The organism is Streptomyces sp. NPDC048484 (assembly GCF_040651415.1).
Classification (GTDB): domain Bacteria; phylum Actinomycetota; class Actinomycetes; order Streptomycetales; family Streptomycetaceae; genus Streptomyces.
In genome coordinates, this window is sequence record NZ_JBEZJY010000073.1 from 1 (window position 1) to 15939 (window position 15939).

Below are 15939 nucleotides of genomic sequence, written 5' to 3' on the forward strand. Positions count from 1 at the left end.
GTCACGGATTCCCGGCCGAAGCCCGCGCCGCGTAGCGGCACAGCAACGGAACGGAAGGCCAGAATCCTCGTGCTTCAGCACGAGGTACAAGTCAATTTTCCCAGAACGAGAGCTACACCCATCCCCGTTCCGCGATCGGCCCCGATCGTGCGACGTTCACGCTAAGGAGGCGAAACGACGCCCACAAGCGGACCCACCACTTCTCGCAGCCCGACAAGGATTGTTCACAGGTGCCAGAGGGGCTGCTGAACAACTCTGCGGACGCTCAACTCGATACTGCAGGGCCACGGTTGGGGTCACCGGCGGCCAGGGGTCATTTGGGCGGCCTCTGGGGACGGGGCGCCCGCCGGCCCGGGTAGATTTCCACCCTGTGCTCGGGGGATGCGTTCAGTAGTCCCGCCCGGTGATTGAGTGGGGAGGGCTGAACTGTGTGGTCGCGTGAACCGGGGGACACGACCGTACGGGAAGGCCCGGAGTCTGCGTGTAGTGCACGGCGTTGCCCCGGACAGCCTTCTCGAAGGAGTGCTCATACATGTCAGCCGTTCGATTCTTCACCGCCGCCTTTGCCTCGCTCGCGCTGGTCACCGGGATCGGGGTGAGCACCGCTACCGCCGCACCTGCTGTGGACCCGATCCAGACCTTCCGGAACGTGGCGACGGGCAAGTGCCTCGACGATAGTTTCGGGGCCGGCGTGCGTACCCACCCGTGTAACTATGGCCCTGCCCAGCAGTGGTCCGTCCACGCCTGGAACGATGGCACGCGCCGTCTGCAGAACGCCGCAACCGGCAGGTGCCTGTCCCTGGTGGGTTTGGCAAGTGTTGGGATCGCAACCTGCAACTCTTCGGAGGAGCAGAGTTGGTTCCCCTTCCACGACGAGTACGGCCGCGTGGCGTTCGAAAACCAAGCTTCAGTACGCGCCAGTTGCCTGGATGACAGCTTCGAGTTCGGACTCCGCGTCATCGGATGCAACTACCAAGGCTGGCAGATGTGGGCCTGAGAGGGCGTTAAGGGAGATTAGGTAGGTGTATGCCGCCTTTGATGTCGGCTGCTTTCGAGATAGTTCGCTCCGTAGGATCGCATTCGCGCACTCCGAGGCGGCGGTAGGAGCGTCCGTTCAGTTCGCACATGCAGCTCGAATTCCGTCTGGTTTAGAAATGCCTGGAAGCTCCCCACCGGTGGGGAGCTTCCAGGCATTTCAAGCCGTGTGCGCTGGCGATGAATACGGCAAATCCTGCCGAAAAGGTAGATGCGAATCGACGCCAAACGCCCACTGAGAGTCCGGTGTTTATACCTTGCTCGCGACCACCATGTAGTTCTCGGCCTCAAGATCGAACGTGCTCAGTTCCGTCTGGAGTCCGACCCGGTGCAGCTCGACTTCGAGTTCCTCGTACCGGTAGGGCCAGCAGGACAGCAGTTCCGAGCGGACAAGAACCAACCCGGTCGCATCAACTTGCGCGATCGCAATCTCGATGTGGTGCTCCTCCTCCCAATGCGGCGCAATCTCCCAGCGGTAGACCACGACGGCATCGCGACCGTTCCGGCGGACGAGTCGGTCACTGATCTCCAGCCGGGAACCTCTGGCCCTCACGAGTTCCCAAGTGCGGGATGTGAGCACCAAGCGCCCGCCAGGGCGCAGAAGCCGTGACATCGACTCCAGAGCAGCACCCCTGCCTGTCGCGCCCGCGGCATGGTGAAGCGAGTTGCCAACGCAGAACACCATGTCGAACGTGTTGTCCTGGAAATGGTCGGGCAACTCTTCCCAGTTCGCCCGTACGGCCCGGACGGATGCCCCGAACTCCTCAGACAACTCTGCAGTCCGACGAACCATCGCCTCGCTGGCGTCAGTTGCGACAACCTGCATGCCGCGACCGGCGAGGCCAATCGCCAACTGTCCGGTTCCGCACGAACAGTCGAGGACGTGAGCGTTCGACGGCAGGAGATTGAGGACGTCGTCGAACGACGCAGCGAACTCGGCTGGAGGCAACTTTGCATCCGAGATGAGCCATTCGTACACCTCGGCAAGCACGCCATAACCTGTCACAACCACCACCTCCGTCACGCGGCAGACTCACGGTAGGACGTCAGTCCACCAGCGGAGCAAGCCGGGCACCAATGGTTTTCGCAAGGATGGCTCTGACGGTGTTTGTGGGTTGTCAGTTGTCCGTCTGTCCTTGGACAGTAAAGCCAGTCGCCGTGTCATCCAATCGAGGCGTTTGACACCGCACCTAGGCGTCCACGCCCTCGCGCCGCCCCGACCGGCCGGTACCCCCGATGGCCGGTACCGCCGCGATCGGGGTTGTTGTGCACCTACCGGCCACCGTCATAAAGGAGGGTTAGGTGCGGCCTACGCCTGAATGCCCCATGGGGCGCGGCGGGTTGGGGCATGCTGGGGGTGCGCTCACGCACTTCACTTCGGTGGTAGGGGGCCGGTCGGTGTTACGCATCCACTTCACGACGGAAGACCTTGCCCGGACACGGGTGGCCGCCACGATCGGCGTCGCAGCGGAGGTCTACTACAGCCTGGAGCTGCTGAGGGAGAACCGGGAGCTGCCTCACTTCCGCTCGTGGCGGTCGGCGGTCGCGGGTCGTCTGGGAGCGGACACGCGCCCGCTGACGTCCCTGGTTCCGGTGCGCGGTCCCGGGCTTGATCTGCTGGCCCTGATGGGTGATGTGCCCTCTCTGGACCACGCCGTGGACAACCTGATGCACGCCCCGGTGTCCCGGCTGCGACGCGAGTTCGAGGGTCTCGACTTCCACCCCGGACACCTGCCGTGGGTCAGACGGGTGTCCGAGGGCGACCGCGACGCGCGGCGGGAGCTTGCCGAGGCCGCGCGCGCCTGCCATCGGCTGACGGTGGAGCCCTACTGGCATCGAGGGCGGGCCGAACTGGCCGCGCTGTCCACCCGTTGCGCGAACCTGGTGTTGGAGGGAGGCATCGATCTGTTGCTGCGTTCGGTCTGCGCCCCACTGGTCCGCTGGCGTCCGCCGGTGCTCGAAGCTCCCTACCCGCGCCGAGTGGAAGTGCGTCTCCAGGGAAGAGGGCTGATCATCACGCCCACGGTCTTCTCGAAGCGACCGGTGAACCTTCTGTGGGACCCGCTCGATACCGCCCAACCACCCCGGCTGACCGTGCCGGCTCTCCGCCGGCCGCTGACCGGTACCGGACCGGCGGAAGCGGACGGCTTTGCCGCGCGGAACCTGGAGTCTTTGCTCGGCCGCACGCGAGCTGCCGCCCTGCACGTGACAGCAGAGGGCTGCACGACGAGCGAACTGGCCCGCCGCCTCAACGTCACAGCCGCAGCGGCCAGTCAGCACGCGACCGTGCTGCGGAACACAGACCTGATCACCACCAGCCGCCGAGGCGGGTCCGTACTGCACCTCATCACCCCCCTCGGGCTGGCCCTGCTGCGGACCGGTGCCCTGACGCAACCGTGAGGCGCCCGAGGACGCCGCGGCGTCGGACCGGTGGGCGCGGCGCCGCCCTGCTCGGCTGCCACCGCACACTCGTGCCGAGGTGCGCGAGGCACCGCGCCTTGCCGTCCCGCCCCCTTTAAGCCGTGACTTAAGAGGTAGGCCGCAGGTGGTCGACCCGCCCAGGATGTGAAGCCGCAACCGGTTCATCCCACCCTGGAGATCGTATGAAGACTCACTTCGCCGCCGCCCTTGGTTCCGTCGTGCTGACCGCAGGCACGTTGCTGGGTGCTCCCGCCGCCGGCGCGCAGACCGACGCCAGCCTGCCCCCCACTTTCAACGTCCCGGTCGGGACCACGTGGACGAAGGGCACGGTCACCTGGTTCAACCGATCGGTCGAGGTGGTGGGGACGCACAAGTCGGTGAGCGCGGCCGGTGATGCATACTGCCGGCGCACCTGGGCGTACACCTACGACTCCCACGACAACAAGATCGGCTCCGCCGGCTCCGCCTCTTCCGATACAGCGTGCGGTAACACCAAGAGCTACCGCTTCACCGTGCCGGCCGATGTCTACGGAGGAGCCACATTCGTACGCGTCTGCCTCGACGACGGCAATTACAAGGACCTGCTCTGCTCTCCTCGTCTCCAACGGAGCTGACCCACCGCCTTGCAACGGCCCGGCACCCGCGCCTGGGGAGGCCGGCGCCTGGGTCAGGTGAGCCTGCCAACCGCAAAACCCCCTCCCCTCCCCATTCGTCCAGCAGATCGGAACGCTGCCACCGCCCCGCCGTCGCGGAGAACTCCCGATGGGATCAGGGCCGCGATCTGGCCGACGGGGAGGAGGACCAGGCCGGGCGGGCCCGGCCGGTGACACAGGCACCCCACCGTCTGACATCGAAGTAAGTCCGCCCAGGTCAGGTGATTACGGTGGACTAAGTTGAATGTCAGAGGACAGTACCGACCGTGAGACGCCGACCACCCGCGAGCGGCTTGTGGAACGCAGCTGCGCCTGGTGCGGTGAACCGGTCGCGTACAGCGGCCGGGGCCGGCCCCCGCGCTACTGCAGTGCTGCGCACCGCCGACGCGGCTGGGAGCTCCGCACGGCACAGGACCGTGCGGAGCGTCCCGTGAGCGACGGTGGCCAAAACCGTGCACCGGTGCGTGAAGTCGTCCAGCGCACCGTCGTAGTCCAGGAGCCTGTCCTGGCCCGGCCGGCGCCGCGCCCGGCACAGCGGCTGAGCGGGCAGCTCTACACCCTGCCCGAGGACGCGGTGGAATGGGTGGAGGCACTCGCGGCCCTGCGGCGCGACGTGACCAACCCGCGGATCTACCCCTTCCGCGAACAGGTCGCCCGGGCCTGCGAGCGGACCGCCCTGGCGCTGCGCGCCGGTGCCCCCGAACCAGGACAGCCGGAGCCCGGCGCCTCGTGATGCTCGGACGCCGTCCGGTACCCGCCGCCGACTCAGCGGCCGTGGTCGGGCCCATGGTCGGGGCAGACCATCTGGGCCCGACCACGGCCGCGGGCATGCCCCGGCTTGCCCCGTCCACGGCTGGTCAAAGGCTTGCCCAGAGGACCGGGCCAGCCCCCCGCGGCGGCCCGCCCGGCAGCGGCACGTTCCTGACTCGGGGTTGCTTCCTTCCGGAATTGCTCCAGCAGCCGCACGCCGCTTCGCCGTGCCTGCGGGCTCGGGACCCCTCCCGACGCCGGGCCGCTACAACGTACGTATGGGCATGGGCCTGGGCGCATACCGGACCGCGGCAGCGGTGACGGTGACCCTGATAACGGTCCTGTCCGGCTGAGGATCGGACCACCCGAGGCGGCTCCGCGCAGGGGACGGAGCCGCCTGCCGCCTGCTGCCGGGACCGGTCCCGGCGCCCTGCCCTTAGCGTCGCCCGGTGCCGCACGACCCGGGCGGCGGCTCTTCGAGGCGGGAAGGACCACCGATGACCGTGTACGACGACGAGCAGCCGTGGCTGCACTCCGCATGGCAGCGTACGGAGACTCCGCCGCGGGCCGGTCAGTGGGTGCCGGCGGCCTTCGAGGTGCGGCTGCTGGCATACGTCCTGGACGTGTTCTTCCTCGGGCTGCTGGTAACGGCGGCCGCCCTGCCGTTCTACCTGTGGGACATCGACGAGGACGGCACCAACTCGGTCTGGACTTCGCTGGTCCTGGCGCTGGCTGTGGGCTACTCCCCGGTGCTCTCGGCGATCTGGGGCGCCACACCGGGCAAGAGGCTGTGCGGTCTGAGAGTCATGCGCCTGCTGACCGGACGACCGGCGTCCTTCGGGCGCGTCCTGCTCCGGCACGTGGTGCACGGATTCATGCTCATCCCCCTGCTCTTCCTCCTGACCCACCTGTGGCCCCTGTGGGACAAGCCGTACCGGCAGACGCTGCACGACAAGTGGACGCACACCGTGGTCGTACGACAGCACCAGTCCCGCACCCGCCGCCGCACCACAGGGTGAGGAGAGGGCTGGGAAACCGAGCGGCCTTTTGCCGCACCTCAGTGTGTGTGCCAGGCGATCCGTTGGTCGGGATTCTGTGCGGGGCGCCATACGGGCGCGGAAGGCCCGTCGCGCAGCAGGTCGGCCATCGGGGCGGCCAGGACGGGAACCTCGCGCAGGCAGCCGGCCGCAGCCGTATCCCGGGCCGCTGCGCGCAGAGCCTGGACGCGGTGCTCGATACCGGCGGGGCCGGTGCCGTCCAGCACGAACAGCAGCCGCGGAAACAGCGGGTAGCGCCGACGCCAGGCTTCTTCCAGCGGCTCCATGGACGGCTGCCGGGGCCGTCCGACCGGCACGGGCACATACCGGTGCAGCCGGGCCCGATCGGGAGCGGCGAGGCCGTCATACCCGACACCCTCCTGTACTACCGGCGTGGTCCCGCCGACGGCGGCCACTGGTCGAGGCTGCGGGCGTTCGTGGAGGTCGACCGGGCCACCATGGGCCCTGAACAGTTGTCCCGGAAGAAACCAGCGGACGCTGTGACCTGCTGCAATGGGCAGTCGGAGGTTGCTGACCTGCACGAATGACCTTTCGACCGTTTCACGCTCGTACCCGTTGATGCAGCCGGAAGTCCCAGAAAAGTCCCAGGGATCTCCCACTGCCCGGAGTCACTCTTTCGGCTCTGTACAGGGCGTGCGGGTGCGGTGTGGGCTGGTGCTCGTGCATCGGTGGGCTGCCCTGAACGAACGGCAACGCGCGCTTCTCGAGCGGCTCGCGGCTGGTGAAGATCCCGCGGCCTGGGCGCCGGGTGACTGGCGGTCGGCTCATGCCCTGCACGACCGTGGACTTCTGACGGTCAGGCGTGGGGGCGGGAAGGCGCATGCGGAGGTCACTGACGTCGGCCGCTTCTACCTTCGGCATGGTCATCATCCTGACCATCCGGGGTTTGCGGACAGTGATGATCAGGCGGCGCCTGCCGGGACTCCGGCTTCGGCGGCAGGTGCCGGGCGGTGCGGATCCAAGGGCCGACGGCACACTCCAATGTTTCGCAGCGAGCGGCCCGTCGCTCGCACGCGACGAACACAGGCGATGGAGTTGGTGGAGCAGTTGGTCGCCGAAGGGCGTGTCCGTGTTGCCGAGCCCGATGACGACGAGATCGCGGAATGGTGGCGCATCGTCGACTACGCGAAACGGCACGGTCTGGAACCGCAGGGCAAGCGCATCGAGAAGACTCGCTTCGGTGCCCGGGGCCTGGAGATCTCCCTTGCGGAGGGGCCGCATCCCAACTCCCGCAGCCAGAGGCCGAAAGGCGACCCGTCCGCCGTGCCCGTTCGCGCACGACTGAGGTCGCCCCATCCGGCCGTGGCCGCGCTCAGGGACGACGAGGAGCGGCTGGTGATTCCTCCCGTGCTGCGCCGCCGGTCCCTCCTGATGCTGCAGGCGCTGGCCGCGGAGGCGGTACGGCGAGGACATGAGGTGAGGGAGGGCCGGTCGTACTACTCACGGCGCGAGGGCGGAGTGGACGTGGTCGTCGACGGCTCGCGTACGCCGTCACCGTCAAGCAGGAGTTCCCGCAGTCCACGAATCCGGAGCGCGCCACCCGCCTCGTCGTGGAACTGGACCACGGTCGGACCAGCCGACCGGGCCGCTGGCGTGATCGGAAACGCGGGACACTGGAGGACATCCTGGGGGTGATTCTCGGGGAGATCGAGGCGCGAGCGCTGGAGGATGCCGAGCGCCGGGTGAGCGAGGAGCAGGCCAAGACGGAACGTGAGATCCGCAGGCGGGCAGTCCTGGAGAAGGCCAAGCAGCAAGCTGTTCAGGACCAACTTGCCGAGGCGCTTCGCGGAGAGGCTGGGCGCTGGCGCGAGGCGGCTGAACTGGGGGCGTACTGCGATGCCCTGGAACGTCGTCTGGCCGAGTTGGGCAGTGTTCCGGACGAGGCGGATCCGGCTGCATCCCGACGCTGGCTGGAGTGGGCACGTGGCTACGTGCAGACGATCGATCCTCTGAACCGACCTCGGGGAATGCCGACTCCACATGATCCGACCCCCGAGGAGCTGAGGCCCTATCTGCAGGGATGGAGTCCTGACGGGTCTGAACGACGGGCTGGACCTTGATGTGCGGGACGAGCGGCCTGCCGAATCAACGGGTTTCCGATGACCGCGCACGTGGAGTGCGTCGCGATCCTGGAACCCACAGGAAAGGGCTCTTGACCTGCGGTTTTCTGACTTCTTTCGTCGGCTCGACCTGTTTGGGGAGGTGGGAACGGGTGAAGGCGGACGATGTCGCGTGACCTGCGCATTCGTCTGAGGGGGAGGGGTGCGTGGCGGTGGCAGAGCCCGTTGGTTCTTGCGGCGTGACGCACGAATGACGCACGGGCTGAAAGTCCGTCAGGTCGTTGGAGAGCCTGGAACAGGTCGCCCAGGCCGCGGTCGAAGATGATCTCGGCGGCCAGCCGGGAGTCGGAACACCCGAACAGCACGGCGAAGGGCTGCTGGGCCGGTGCGATCTCGGTGCGACGTATGGCGTCCTGGTTCGGGTGCGCGGGGGCACCTGAGACGAAGCGCTCGTTACCGGCCATGAGCAGCTCGAAAGCGTCGCGAGGCGTCGGAGTCTGGATCTCGGTCATGGCCGCCGCCTACGCGGCACCAGCCGTCACACCACCTGAACCCGCCGGAACTCACCAGGCCGGGCCACACCGACGGCCTTGTCGCCACCCCCAGGCGCCAGGCGAGGGCAGCCTCCGTACGGAACCGTAGCGCGCGACGGTGCTGCCCCGCCCCGTACGGCCACCGGTCCAGGGCCCTGCGTTCGTCGTCCACATCCGCACAACGAGCCAGGCGCCGCCCGCGTTGTCGACCGAACGAGGGCGGACCGCCCGGGATCACTCGCCGTCCCACGGTCACTGTGCGGCGGTGGGCGGTCAGGCCGTGTCCGGATGCGCGCTGTCGCTTCATCCCAGCGAGGCGCCGAAGGTTCCGGCCTCCGCCTCGGCTTCGCTCAGCTGTACGGTGCCGCGGTGCGAGGCCTCCACCTTGTAGAAGTCCTTGCCGGCAGGCACGTCCCCGACCGACACCTCGAACGTGCACGTGCCGTCGCTCTCCAGCGTCGACTCGCCGAGATGCCCCGTGGCGATCACCGTGCCCGCCCCGTCGTATACCGTGACCGCGGTGCCCTCGAAGATGTCGTCATAGCCGTCGCCGCCCTGGCATCCACCCAGGCCGTCGTCGATGACACCGTTAGTGAGTTCGAAAGTCCCGGTGAGAGCGAAGGTGCCGGGAGACGGGGGCGCGGCACTGCTCGGGTTCGTCTTGGGGGTGTTGTGGCTGTCACCCACGATGGCCCACGCGGTCCCGACCGCTCCGGCCCCCAGGACCACGCCCGCCAGCGCCGCGACCAAGGGGTGCACGCGCCTGGGCTTGGACGGGTGCGGGAACGGCCGGGGTGGATCGGTCGGTGGGGGCGGATAGTCACTGTTCATGGGTCACCCCAGGGTGCGGCCGGCCGGAGCCGGACGTCGTGTGCTCTGCGGCGGCACGGTGCCGGGGACGGCGGCGGTGAGAGGTGTTGGTCGCTCGGGCGCGGTGCAGATGCCGTCAGCCGGTTCGCTTCCAGGTCTTGCACTCGGTGGTCTGGAACGCCTCGTCGCTGGCGGAGATCGTCACGGTGGTGGGGCCTGCCGTGTTCCCGTTGGCGATGATCTCGTCGAACTCGCCGGACGTGCCGCTCATCCGTGCCCAGTAGCAGTCCGGAATGGCCGAGTCTTTGGGGTCGTCGGTTCGGTAGGTGCCGGGCTTGAAGTCCTCGCCGACGATGTACGTCCCGTCGCCGGGGATCTCACCGGCCGGGGCCTTCTTCGTCGGGCTCGGGGTGGGAGCAGGAGTCTCCTTCGTGGGCGGGGCTGCTTCCGTCTCGGTCTCGGTCTCGGTCGCCGTCGTCGTGGCCGTGACCGTCGCCGTTGGCGTGCTGCTCTTGCTGTCGGAGTCGCCCGCGCCGGCTGAGCCGATGACTAACCCGATGACGAGGCCGAGGGCTACGGCTGCCGTGTGGGTCAGGACCCTTTTTACCGATCTCGAGCGGCGCGGGGCGGGCGGCGGCGGTCCCCACTGCGGAGGCTGCTGCGACGGGCCCCATGACCGGCCTGAGGCGTCATTGTCGTTCATGACTTCAGCGTGCGCCCGCTCAAGACGATCCGCACGACAAGGATCACAAGGACCGCGGACCCGCTTGGAGACGGACACCACCCGCCTGAAGGAGGACAGCTTCCGAAGTCGGGGCTCATGGAGCCGTCCCGCCACGGCAGCCGTCCACGCTGCAGCGGCCATGCGGCCCGATTGGGGCATCGCCGCAGGCTGCCCCAGGTCAATTGCTGCCGCCGAACGCCCCCTTCCGCAGAAGATCAAGGAAGCTCGGAACGCCTTGCGTGGCGCTCACGTCGATGAAGGCGCGTACGTGGCAGTCGTCGACCGCCTGACGCGGCAGCGCGTTGGCAAGGTCGGCGGGGTGGCATACCGGTCGGGACGTGCCGCGAGCGAGCGGGCCGCTGCCTTCGATGCGCCGTAGACGCTGAAGCCCGGCGCCGAGGTGCTTCCCGACGCCGAGCCGCCAGCACGATCGACGCGCCGTCGTTGAGCAGCGGAAGGGCCTGGGTGGCAGGGCGACAGCGACGCGGGTCAACTCTTCTGAGGGACTGCCGCGGTCAGTGCGGCAACTGCCAACCTGGCCAGGGCCCCGGCGTTTGCCCGGGTCGCCCCGACCTGGGCTGGTTGATCACGCTGGCGTGCCCCGGGAACAGGTGAACACGGCACCGGTGGATCATGGAGTTCTCTACGCTTCAAGATCCACGAGGGTGCCGTGTTCGTTCCTCCATCATCCACTGCCACCGCTCCTGCCTCTCCGGCACCCCGCCTGGAAGCCCTCGGCCCGGGTGGCACGCGGGACCAAGTCCGCAGCCTGGTAGCCCGGTTCGAGTCGGTCACCGATCCTCGCGGGGCGTGCGGGGTGCGCTATCGAGTCTCGTCGCTGCTGGCCCTGGTGGTCTGCGCGATGACCCCGGCGGGCCATGACTCCATCACCGCGGCGGCGGAGTGGTGCAGGCGCGCCGCCCCCGAGGAACTGGCCGCCTTCGGCCTGCCCTACCACCCGTTGCTCGGCCGGTACCGGATCCCGAGCGAGAAGACGTTGCGCACCGTCCTGGGGTGCCTGGATCCCGGCGAGGTCAGCGCGGCCGGCTACGACCACCTGCGGCCTCTGCTCTCCACCCGGCCCTGCCCGCCGGGGCCGCTCATGCCCGACGGTGGCATCGAGCGGGAACAGCGCCGTGGCCACGGGGCGGCCGCCCGCGCCGAACCGGTGCGCTCCCGGCGCCGGGCCATCGCGGTGGACGGCAAATGCCTGCGCGGCGCGAAACGCCCGGACGGCAGTCAGGTCTTCGTACTCTCCGCCGTCCGGCACGGCGACGGCATAACCCTGGCCTCCCGCGAGATCGGCGCGAAGACCAACGAGATACCCGAGTTCGCACCCCTGCTCGACCAGATCGACGACGCCGATCCCGCCGGGGCCGTCGTCACCGCCGATGCCCTCCACGCCCAACGCGACCACGCCACCTACCTGCACGAACGCGGCGCCCACTACCTGCTGACCATCAAGAACAACCAACGCGGGCAAGCCCGCCAACTCCACGCGCTGCCCTGGAAGGAGATCCCCGTCATCCACCGCGACGACGCCCAGGGCCACGGCCGCCACGAACAACGCCTCGTACAGGTCGTCACCGTCAACGGCCTGCTCTTCCCCCACGCGGCCCAGGTCCTGCGCATCCAGCGCCGACGCCGCCTCTACGGGGCGAAGAAGTGGTCCAGCGAGACCGTCCACGCCATCACCGACCTGCCCGCCGAAGAGGCGAGCGCCGCCGAAATCGCTTCATGGGCTCGCGGACACCGGACCGTGGAGAACACCGTCCACTGGTGTCGAGATGTGACCTTCAACGAGGACAAGTCCCAGGTCAGGACGCACAACACGCCCTCAGTCCTCGCCGCCGTCCGCGACCTGATCTGAGGCGCGCTCAAGCTCGCCGGATACGTCAACACCGCCGCCGGCCGCCGAGCCCACACCGAACGCACCCACGTCCTCAGCCTCTACAACATCGCATGATCAAACCGGGCGATCCCGACAAACGCCGGGCCCTGGTCCCTGATGATCAAGGTTGTCGAAGCCTCTGATCACGAACAGGGGTCGCGTTCGCGTGCCATCTCTCCTGATCGGTGTCCTGCAGCGCCACTGCGAGGGCATCGATTCCGCCTACCCGGAACCCGAACCGCAGCAGTCCACCGGCAGAAGGAACCTGACGGCCGGCTGCCGGGGCGCCTCCGAGGTGTGCTTCGGGCATCGAGACGAGCCGCGCACCCAATTCGTACGCAGGTCGTCCAGCATCGCGTCGGTGGTGCTGTGCGGCTTCTCGTCTGTAACTACGTCCGCGGCCGGCTCCGGCTCCGACTCCGACTCCGAGGGATCAAGTACCGGGATCAACGTGCTGAGCCCCAGTGTTGTCGACACCGAGTCCCTGCATCGCGAGTTGACCGGCGCGGGGTGCCGACGCTGTCCCTCGCCCATCAAGAAGATGGGCGAGCGCAACCCGCCCGGCCGAATCGTCGGCCCCGGCGAGATGGTCACTGGGTCCTGCGGACACCCTCTCGACTCGCGGTGCCGCTGCCGGCCTCAGTAGCGCTCTCTGGATCGGTGGTTTTGTCGGGTACGAAGACGAGGCTGAGGACGTGGCGGGTGCGGCCGTCGTCGTGGGCGGTGTGCGTGTGGCGGGCGACGACGGCTTCGAGCTCTTCGACGAGAGCGGTGAATTCGTCGTCGGTCAGCCATACCGCGCCCTGCCGGTAGAGGACGTTCTCGCGGGCGGGTTCGGTGTCGTCGCGCGAGAGGTAGCGGTCGAAGTCGGCCATTAGGGCCCCGGTGAAGACGGTGAACGCCTGCCGGTGGTCATCCTTGGTCATGGTGGTGCGGGCGTCGGCATCGACGAGGGCCTCGTCCTGGCGAACCCGATAGCTGCGTTCGACGGTGCCCCGGACGCGCTTCTCCTGGGTCACTTCCAGGATGCCTGCCTTGGTGAGGGTGGCGACGTGCCGGTACATGGTGGCCGCAGGGATGTCGGACAGCCGGGCGCACAACTGGGCCGTGGTCAGCTCATCGGCGCCGAGCAGCGTCTGCAGGATGCGCAGCCGGACGGGGTGGAGGAGGAGGTTCGCGCTTGCCATGACTCAATAATCTCATGTCTGATAATGTTCTCGCTATTGAGAACGATGAGAGGTGAAGCTTTGCCCGACACCATCATGAAGGTCGCCGCAGACGATGGGACGCTCCTGGCCGGCACCTTGACGCTGCCGACCGGCCCCGGTCCGCACCCCGCAGTCCTGCTCCTGCACGGCTCCGGCCCCCTGGACCGTGACGGCAATACCCGCAGGCTCGCCATGAACCTCGGTCGCCCGCTGGCCGACGCCCTGGCGGCGGAGGGAATCGCCTCGCTGCGCTACGACCGGCGCGGTGTCGGCGCCACTCCCGGTACTTGGCAGGCCGTCGGCTTCACCGATAACCGTCAGGACGCCGCGTCCGCACTGCGGGCCTTGGCCGCCCACCCTGCCGTCCGCCCCGATTGCGTCGGTGTCGTCGGCCACAGCGAAGGGGCCTTGCACGCCATGGCCCTGGCTGCACGCCATGAGGTGCAGGCGGTGGTGCTGCTGGCCGGGTACGCCCGCCCGGGTGAAGAGGCCCTGTGCTGGCAGGCCCGTTCGATGGTCCAGGGGCTGCCCGCCCCTGTCCGCATTCTGCGGCGCCCCTTGGCGGCGTTGGGCAACCGTGTCCTTGCACGGATCAAGGAGACCCGCACGGACGTGGCACGTATCGCAGGGTTTGCGGCCAACGCCCGCTGGATGCGCGAAAATCTCGTGCACGACACCCGTGACGACCTCGCCTCCATCCACGCTCCCGTCCTGGCCGTCACGGGCGACAAGGATGTCCAGATCGACCCTGCCGACCTGGACGAAATCCATCGGCTGGTGCCTGGCAAAACCGAGACCCACCGGTTGCCCGGCCTCACCCACGTCCTGCGCCAGGACCCCGCGCACCACACGGTCCGCTCCTACCGCCGCCTGTTGCGCGACCCGGTCGACCCCGGCCTCCTCACACTTCTCGCCACCTGGCTCAGCCGCCAACTGCACGCGGTGCCGGGGGAGGGGGTCGGGGAAGGGCGAGCGAGTACTCACTGATCCCGGGTGCGTGCGTGTAAACGCGCACCTGCCCCTGCACGCCTAATACGACAGACCAGACAGCCGACAAGGATTTGGCATGAGCGCCTCAAAGTCGACAGCAGCTTCCACCACAACCTCCACCACAGCCTTCGCCACCACCCCCTGTGTCACCGCGACCCCCGACAGCCGTCGAACCGACCTGATCCTGTTCATGGCCATCACCTTTGCCCTGAGCTGGGCGTCCTGGTTCGTGGCGATCGGCCTCGGCGGATCGGCGATGTCTTCCCCGGTGGCACTGCCCTACGTGTTCGGTGCATTCGGTCCGCTGGTAGGTGCCCTGGTCATCCGGGTCCGCCGCGGACGGCGCGGTGAGCCCGCACCCGAACATGTGGTCAGGTTTCGGCGAAAGAACGCGTTCTGGGTACCGTTGCTGCTGGTGCTGGCGTCCGCGACCGTGCTGTCCGCCGCGCTGCTGGCGCACGCCGGGGGCGAACCCGCACCGAGCTTGCAGGATGGGAAAGACGTGATGAAGGACTTCGGCGGCCCCGCAGTCTTCTTCGTCAGCATGGCGATCTCCGGCCCGCTGTCCGAAGAGGCAGGCTGGCGGGGTACGGCCTACCCGAGGATGCGCGCGTCAATGGGCCGCTTCCAGGTCGGTCTGGCGCTGGGCGCCATCTGGGCCGTGTGGCACCTGCCGCTGTTCTTCATCAATGGCAGCGTCCAGAACGAACTGGGCCTGAACACCCCGGGCGGTGTGCTCTTCACCGTAAGCACCATCCCCATGGCCATGCTGACCGCCTGTGCCTACGAGCGTGCCGGTGTCGTCGCAGCGATGGCGGTGCACTTCGCGGTCAATACCACGATGGTCTTGCTGAGCGTCGACGCCCCCGCGACTCAGGCCCTGATCATCGGAATCCAGACGATCGTTGTGACGCTTCTTCTTGCTACCAGCCGCACGGCGAACACCTTCACCCCTGCCCCCGCCCCTGCCGCTCCCGCAACTCCAGCGAAGGACGCGGCCGGCGTCTGACAATCCGCCGGCGACACCGGCACCGCGTTGCTGGCCCTGGGGTAAGCCTTGGCCGGGCCCTGACCCTGGATTTTGGACACCGGAGACACTTGGATCTTGATGGTCCAGGAGAACGGAGTCCCCGTGGGGATGAAGCATTACCCCGCCGAGTTCAAGGCGGACGCGGTCGCGTTGTACCGGTCGAGGCCAGGAGCCACGATCAAGTCGGTCGCCGGTGATCTCGGGATGAGCACCGAGACGCTGCGGAACTCGCCGCCGACGGGCGTGGCCCCGGCTCTCACTCGACCCAGCCGGTCGCCTCGCAGGCCAGCGGTAACGACGTTCAGGCGGAGCTGGCCGCAGTCCGCAAGAGGATCCGCGAGCTGGAGGAAGAGTGCGACATCCTCCGCGAGGCAGCCCGGTATTTCGCGACGGAGACGCGCTGGTGAACCGCTGCCAGTTCGTTGAAGATCACCAGCGCCGACACGGCGTGAAGCGGCTCTGCGACACCCTTGGCATCTCCCGGTCGAGCTTCTACTACTGGCGCCGCACCGCGGCCACAAGGGCGGCCAGGCAGACCGTCGAGGCGCAGCTCGCGGCCCGGATACGCAAGGTTTACCAGGATTCCGACGGCACCTACGGAGCCCCCAGAATCACCGCCGAGCTCCGCGACGAAGGCGGCCCGGCGGTCAACCACAAGCGCGTCGCGAGGATCATGCGGACCATCGGAGTCGAGGGAGTCCGTCTGCGCCGCCGGCACCGCACCACCGTCGCCGACCGGTCCGCACCGAAGGCACCGGACTGATCGGCCGTGACTT

17 protein-coding genes and 2 pseudogenes are annotated in these 15939 nt (G+C 68.2%); 13 read left to right on the forward strand and 6 right to left on the reverse strand.

The genetic code is table 11. The annotated features are described in order from the left end of the window. Positions 1-532 precede the first annotated feature (532 nt). Complete coding sequence (locus AB0D14_RS41305) at positions 533-997, forward strand: RICIN domain-containing protein (protein ID WP_362789559.1); 465 nt, start codon at positions 533-535, stop codon at positions 995-997. A 288-nt stretch (positions 998-1285) separates the two neighbouring features. Here AB0D14_RS41305 and AB0D14_RS41310 read toward each other — a convergent pair whose 3' ends face one another. Continuing rightward, the gene (locus tag AB0D14_RS41310; protein WP_362789638.1) at positions 1286-2041 is read right to left on the reverse strand and encodes a class I SAM-dependent methyltransferase; all 756 of its coding nucleotides are present in this window, start codon (positions 2039-2041) and stop codon (positions 1286-1288) included. A 392-nt stretch (positions 2042-2433) separates the two neighbouring features. Between AB0D14_RS41310 and AB0D14_RS41315 the strand changes: the two genes are divergently transcribed. From AB0D14_RS41315 to AB0D14_RS41330, 4 genes are all read left to right on the forward strand, one after another. Continuing rightward, positions 2434-3435 (forward strand): winged helix-turn-helix domain-containing protein, encoded by a 1002-nt coding sequence (locus AB0D14_RS41315; RefSeq protein WP_362789562.1) that lies wholly within the window; start codon positions 2434-2436, stop codon positions 3433-3435. 203 nt (positions 3436-3638) lie between these two features. Beyond that, positions 3639-4070 (forward strand): hypothetical protein, encoded by a 432-nt coding sequence (locus tag AB0D14_RS41320; protein WP_362789565.1) that lies wholly within the window; start codon positions 3639-3641, stop codon positions 4068-4070. Positions 4071-4353: 283 nt separating this feature from the next. Then, positions 4354-4842, forward strand: coding sequence for a hypothetical protein (locus AB0D14_RS41325; RefSeq protein WP_362789567.1), 489 nt, complete (start codon positions 4354-4356; stop codon positions 4840-4842). A gap of 514 nt (positions 4843-5356) precedes the next feature. Then, positions 5357-5878, forward strand: a complete 522-nt coding sequence (locus tag AB0D14_RS41330) for an RDD family protein (RefSeq protein WP_362789569.1) — start codon at positions 5357-5359, stop codon at positions 5876-5878. Between the two features lie 38 nt (positions 5879-5916). Here the strand turns inward: AB0D14_RS41330 and AB0D14_RS41335 are convergent, their stop codons facing one another. Continuing rightward, positions 5917-6312, reverse strand: coding sequence for a hypothetical protein (locus AB0D14_RS41335; protein ID WP_362789572.1), 396 nt, complete (start codon positions 6310-6312; stop codon positions 5917-5919). 634 nt (positions 6313-6946) lie between these two features. Between AB0D14_RS41335 and AB0D14_RS41340 the strand changes: the two genes are divergently transcribed. Further along, positions 6947-7552, forward strand: a complete 606-nt coding sequence (locus AB0D14_RS41340) for a hypothetical protein (RefSeq protein WP_362789575.1) — start codon at positions 6947-6949, stop codon at positions 7550-7552. Further along, on the forward strand, positions 7549-7977 hold the full coding sequence (locus AB0D14_RS41345) for a hypothetical protein (protein ID WP_362789648.1): 429 nt from the start codon (positions 7549-7551) through the stop codon (positions 7975-7977). Before AB0D14_RS41340 ends, AB0D14_RS41345 begins: the two co-directional genes overlap by 4 nt. A 293-nt stretch (positions 7978-8270) precedes the next feature. Here AB0D14_RS41345 and AB0D14_RS41350 read toward each other — a convergent pair. From AB0D14_RS41350 to AB0D14_RS41360, 3 genes and pseudogenes are all read right to left on the reverse strand, one after another. Continuing rightward, positions 8271-8489, reverse strand: a pseudogene (locus tag AB0D14_RS41350) (carbonic anhydrase); the annotation flags it as partial. Between the two features lie 324 nt (positions 8490-8813). Further along, entirely contained in the window at positions 8814-9341 is a 528-nt protein-coding gene (locus tag AB0D14_RS41355; protein ID WP_362789578.1) for a hypothetical protein, read from the reverse strand. Between the two features lie 115 nt (positions 9342-9456). Continuing rightward, complete coding sequence (locus AB0D14_RS41360; RefSeq protein ID WP_362789581.1) at positions 9457-10023, reverse strand: hypothetical protein; 567 nt, start codon at positions 10021-10023, stop codon at positions 9457-9459. A 64-nt stretch (positions 10024-10087) separates the two neighbouring features. Here AB0D14_RS41360 and AB0D14_RS41365 point away from each other — a divergent pair, with 64 nt between their 5' ends. Both AB0D14_RS41365 and AB0D14_RS41370 read left to right on the forward strand, forming a co-directional pair. Then, positions 10088-10423 (forward strand): hypothetical protein, encoded by a 336-nt coding sequence (locus tag AB0D14_RS41365; RefSeq protein ID WP_362789584.1) that lies wholly within the window; start codon positions 10088-10090, stop codon positions 10421-10423. Positions 10424-10714: 291 nt separating this feature from the next. Next, a pseudogene (locus AB0D14_RS41370) lies at positions 10715-12010 on the forward strand (ISAs1 family transposase). A 515-nt stretch (positions 12011-12525) separates the two neighbouring features. Here the strand turns inward: AB0D14_RS41370 and AB0D14_RS41375 are convergent. Beyond that, positions 12526-13122: a helix-turn-helix domain-containing protein gene (locus AB0D14_RS41375; RefSeq protein ID WP_362789587.1), complete on the reverse strand. Its 597-nt coding sequence runs from the start codon at positions 13120-13122 to the stop codon at positions 12526-12528. Positions 13123-13182: 60 nt separating this feature from the next. Here AB0D14_RS41375 and AB0D14_RS41380 point away from each other — a divergent pair, with 60 nt between their 5' ends. The 4 genes from AB0D14_RS41380 to AB0D14_RS41395 all read left to right on the forward strand — a co-directional run bounded on the left by AB0D14_RS41380 (position 13183) and on the right by AB0D14_RS41395 (position 15926). Next, a complete protein-coding gene (locus AB0D14_RS41380; RefSeq protein WP_362789590.1) occupies positions 13183-14130 on the forward strand; it encodes an alpha/beta fold hydrolase in 948 nt (315 codons plus the stop codon). Between the two features lie 79 nt (positions 14131-14209). After that, positions 14210-15142 (forward strand): type II CAAX endopeptidase family protein, encoded by a 933-nt coding sequence (locus AB0D14_RS41385; protein ID WP_362789593.1) that lies wholly within the window; start codon positions 14210-14212, stop codon positions 15140-15142. A 129-nt stretch (positions 15143-15271) separates the two neighbouring features. Further along, positions 15272-15589 carry a transposase gene (locus AB0D14_RS41390; RefSeq protein WP_362789642.1) on the forward strand — a complete coding sequence of 106 codons (318 nt, stop codon included), beginning with the start codon at positions 15272-15274 and terminating at the stop codon, positions 15587-15589. Then, positions 15567-15926: an IS3 family transposase gene (locus tag AB0D14_RS41395; protein WP_362789595.1), complete on the forward strand. Its 360-nt coding sequence runs from the start codon at positions 15567-15569 to the stop codon at positions 15924-15926. Before AB0D14_RS41390 ends, AB0D14_RS41395 begins: the two co-directional genes overlap by 23 nt. Positions 15927-15939 lie beyond the last annotated feature (13 nt).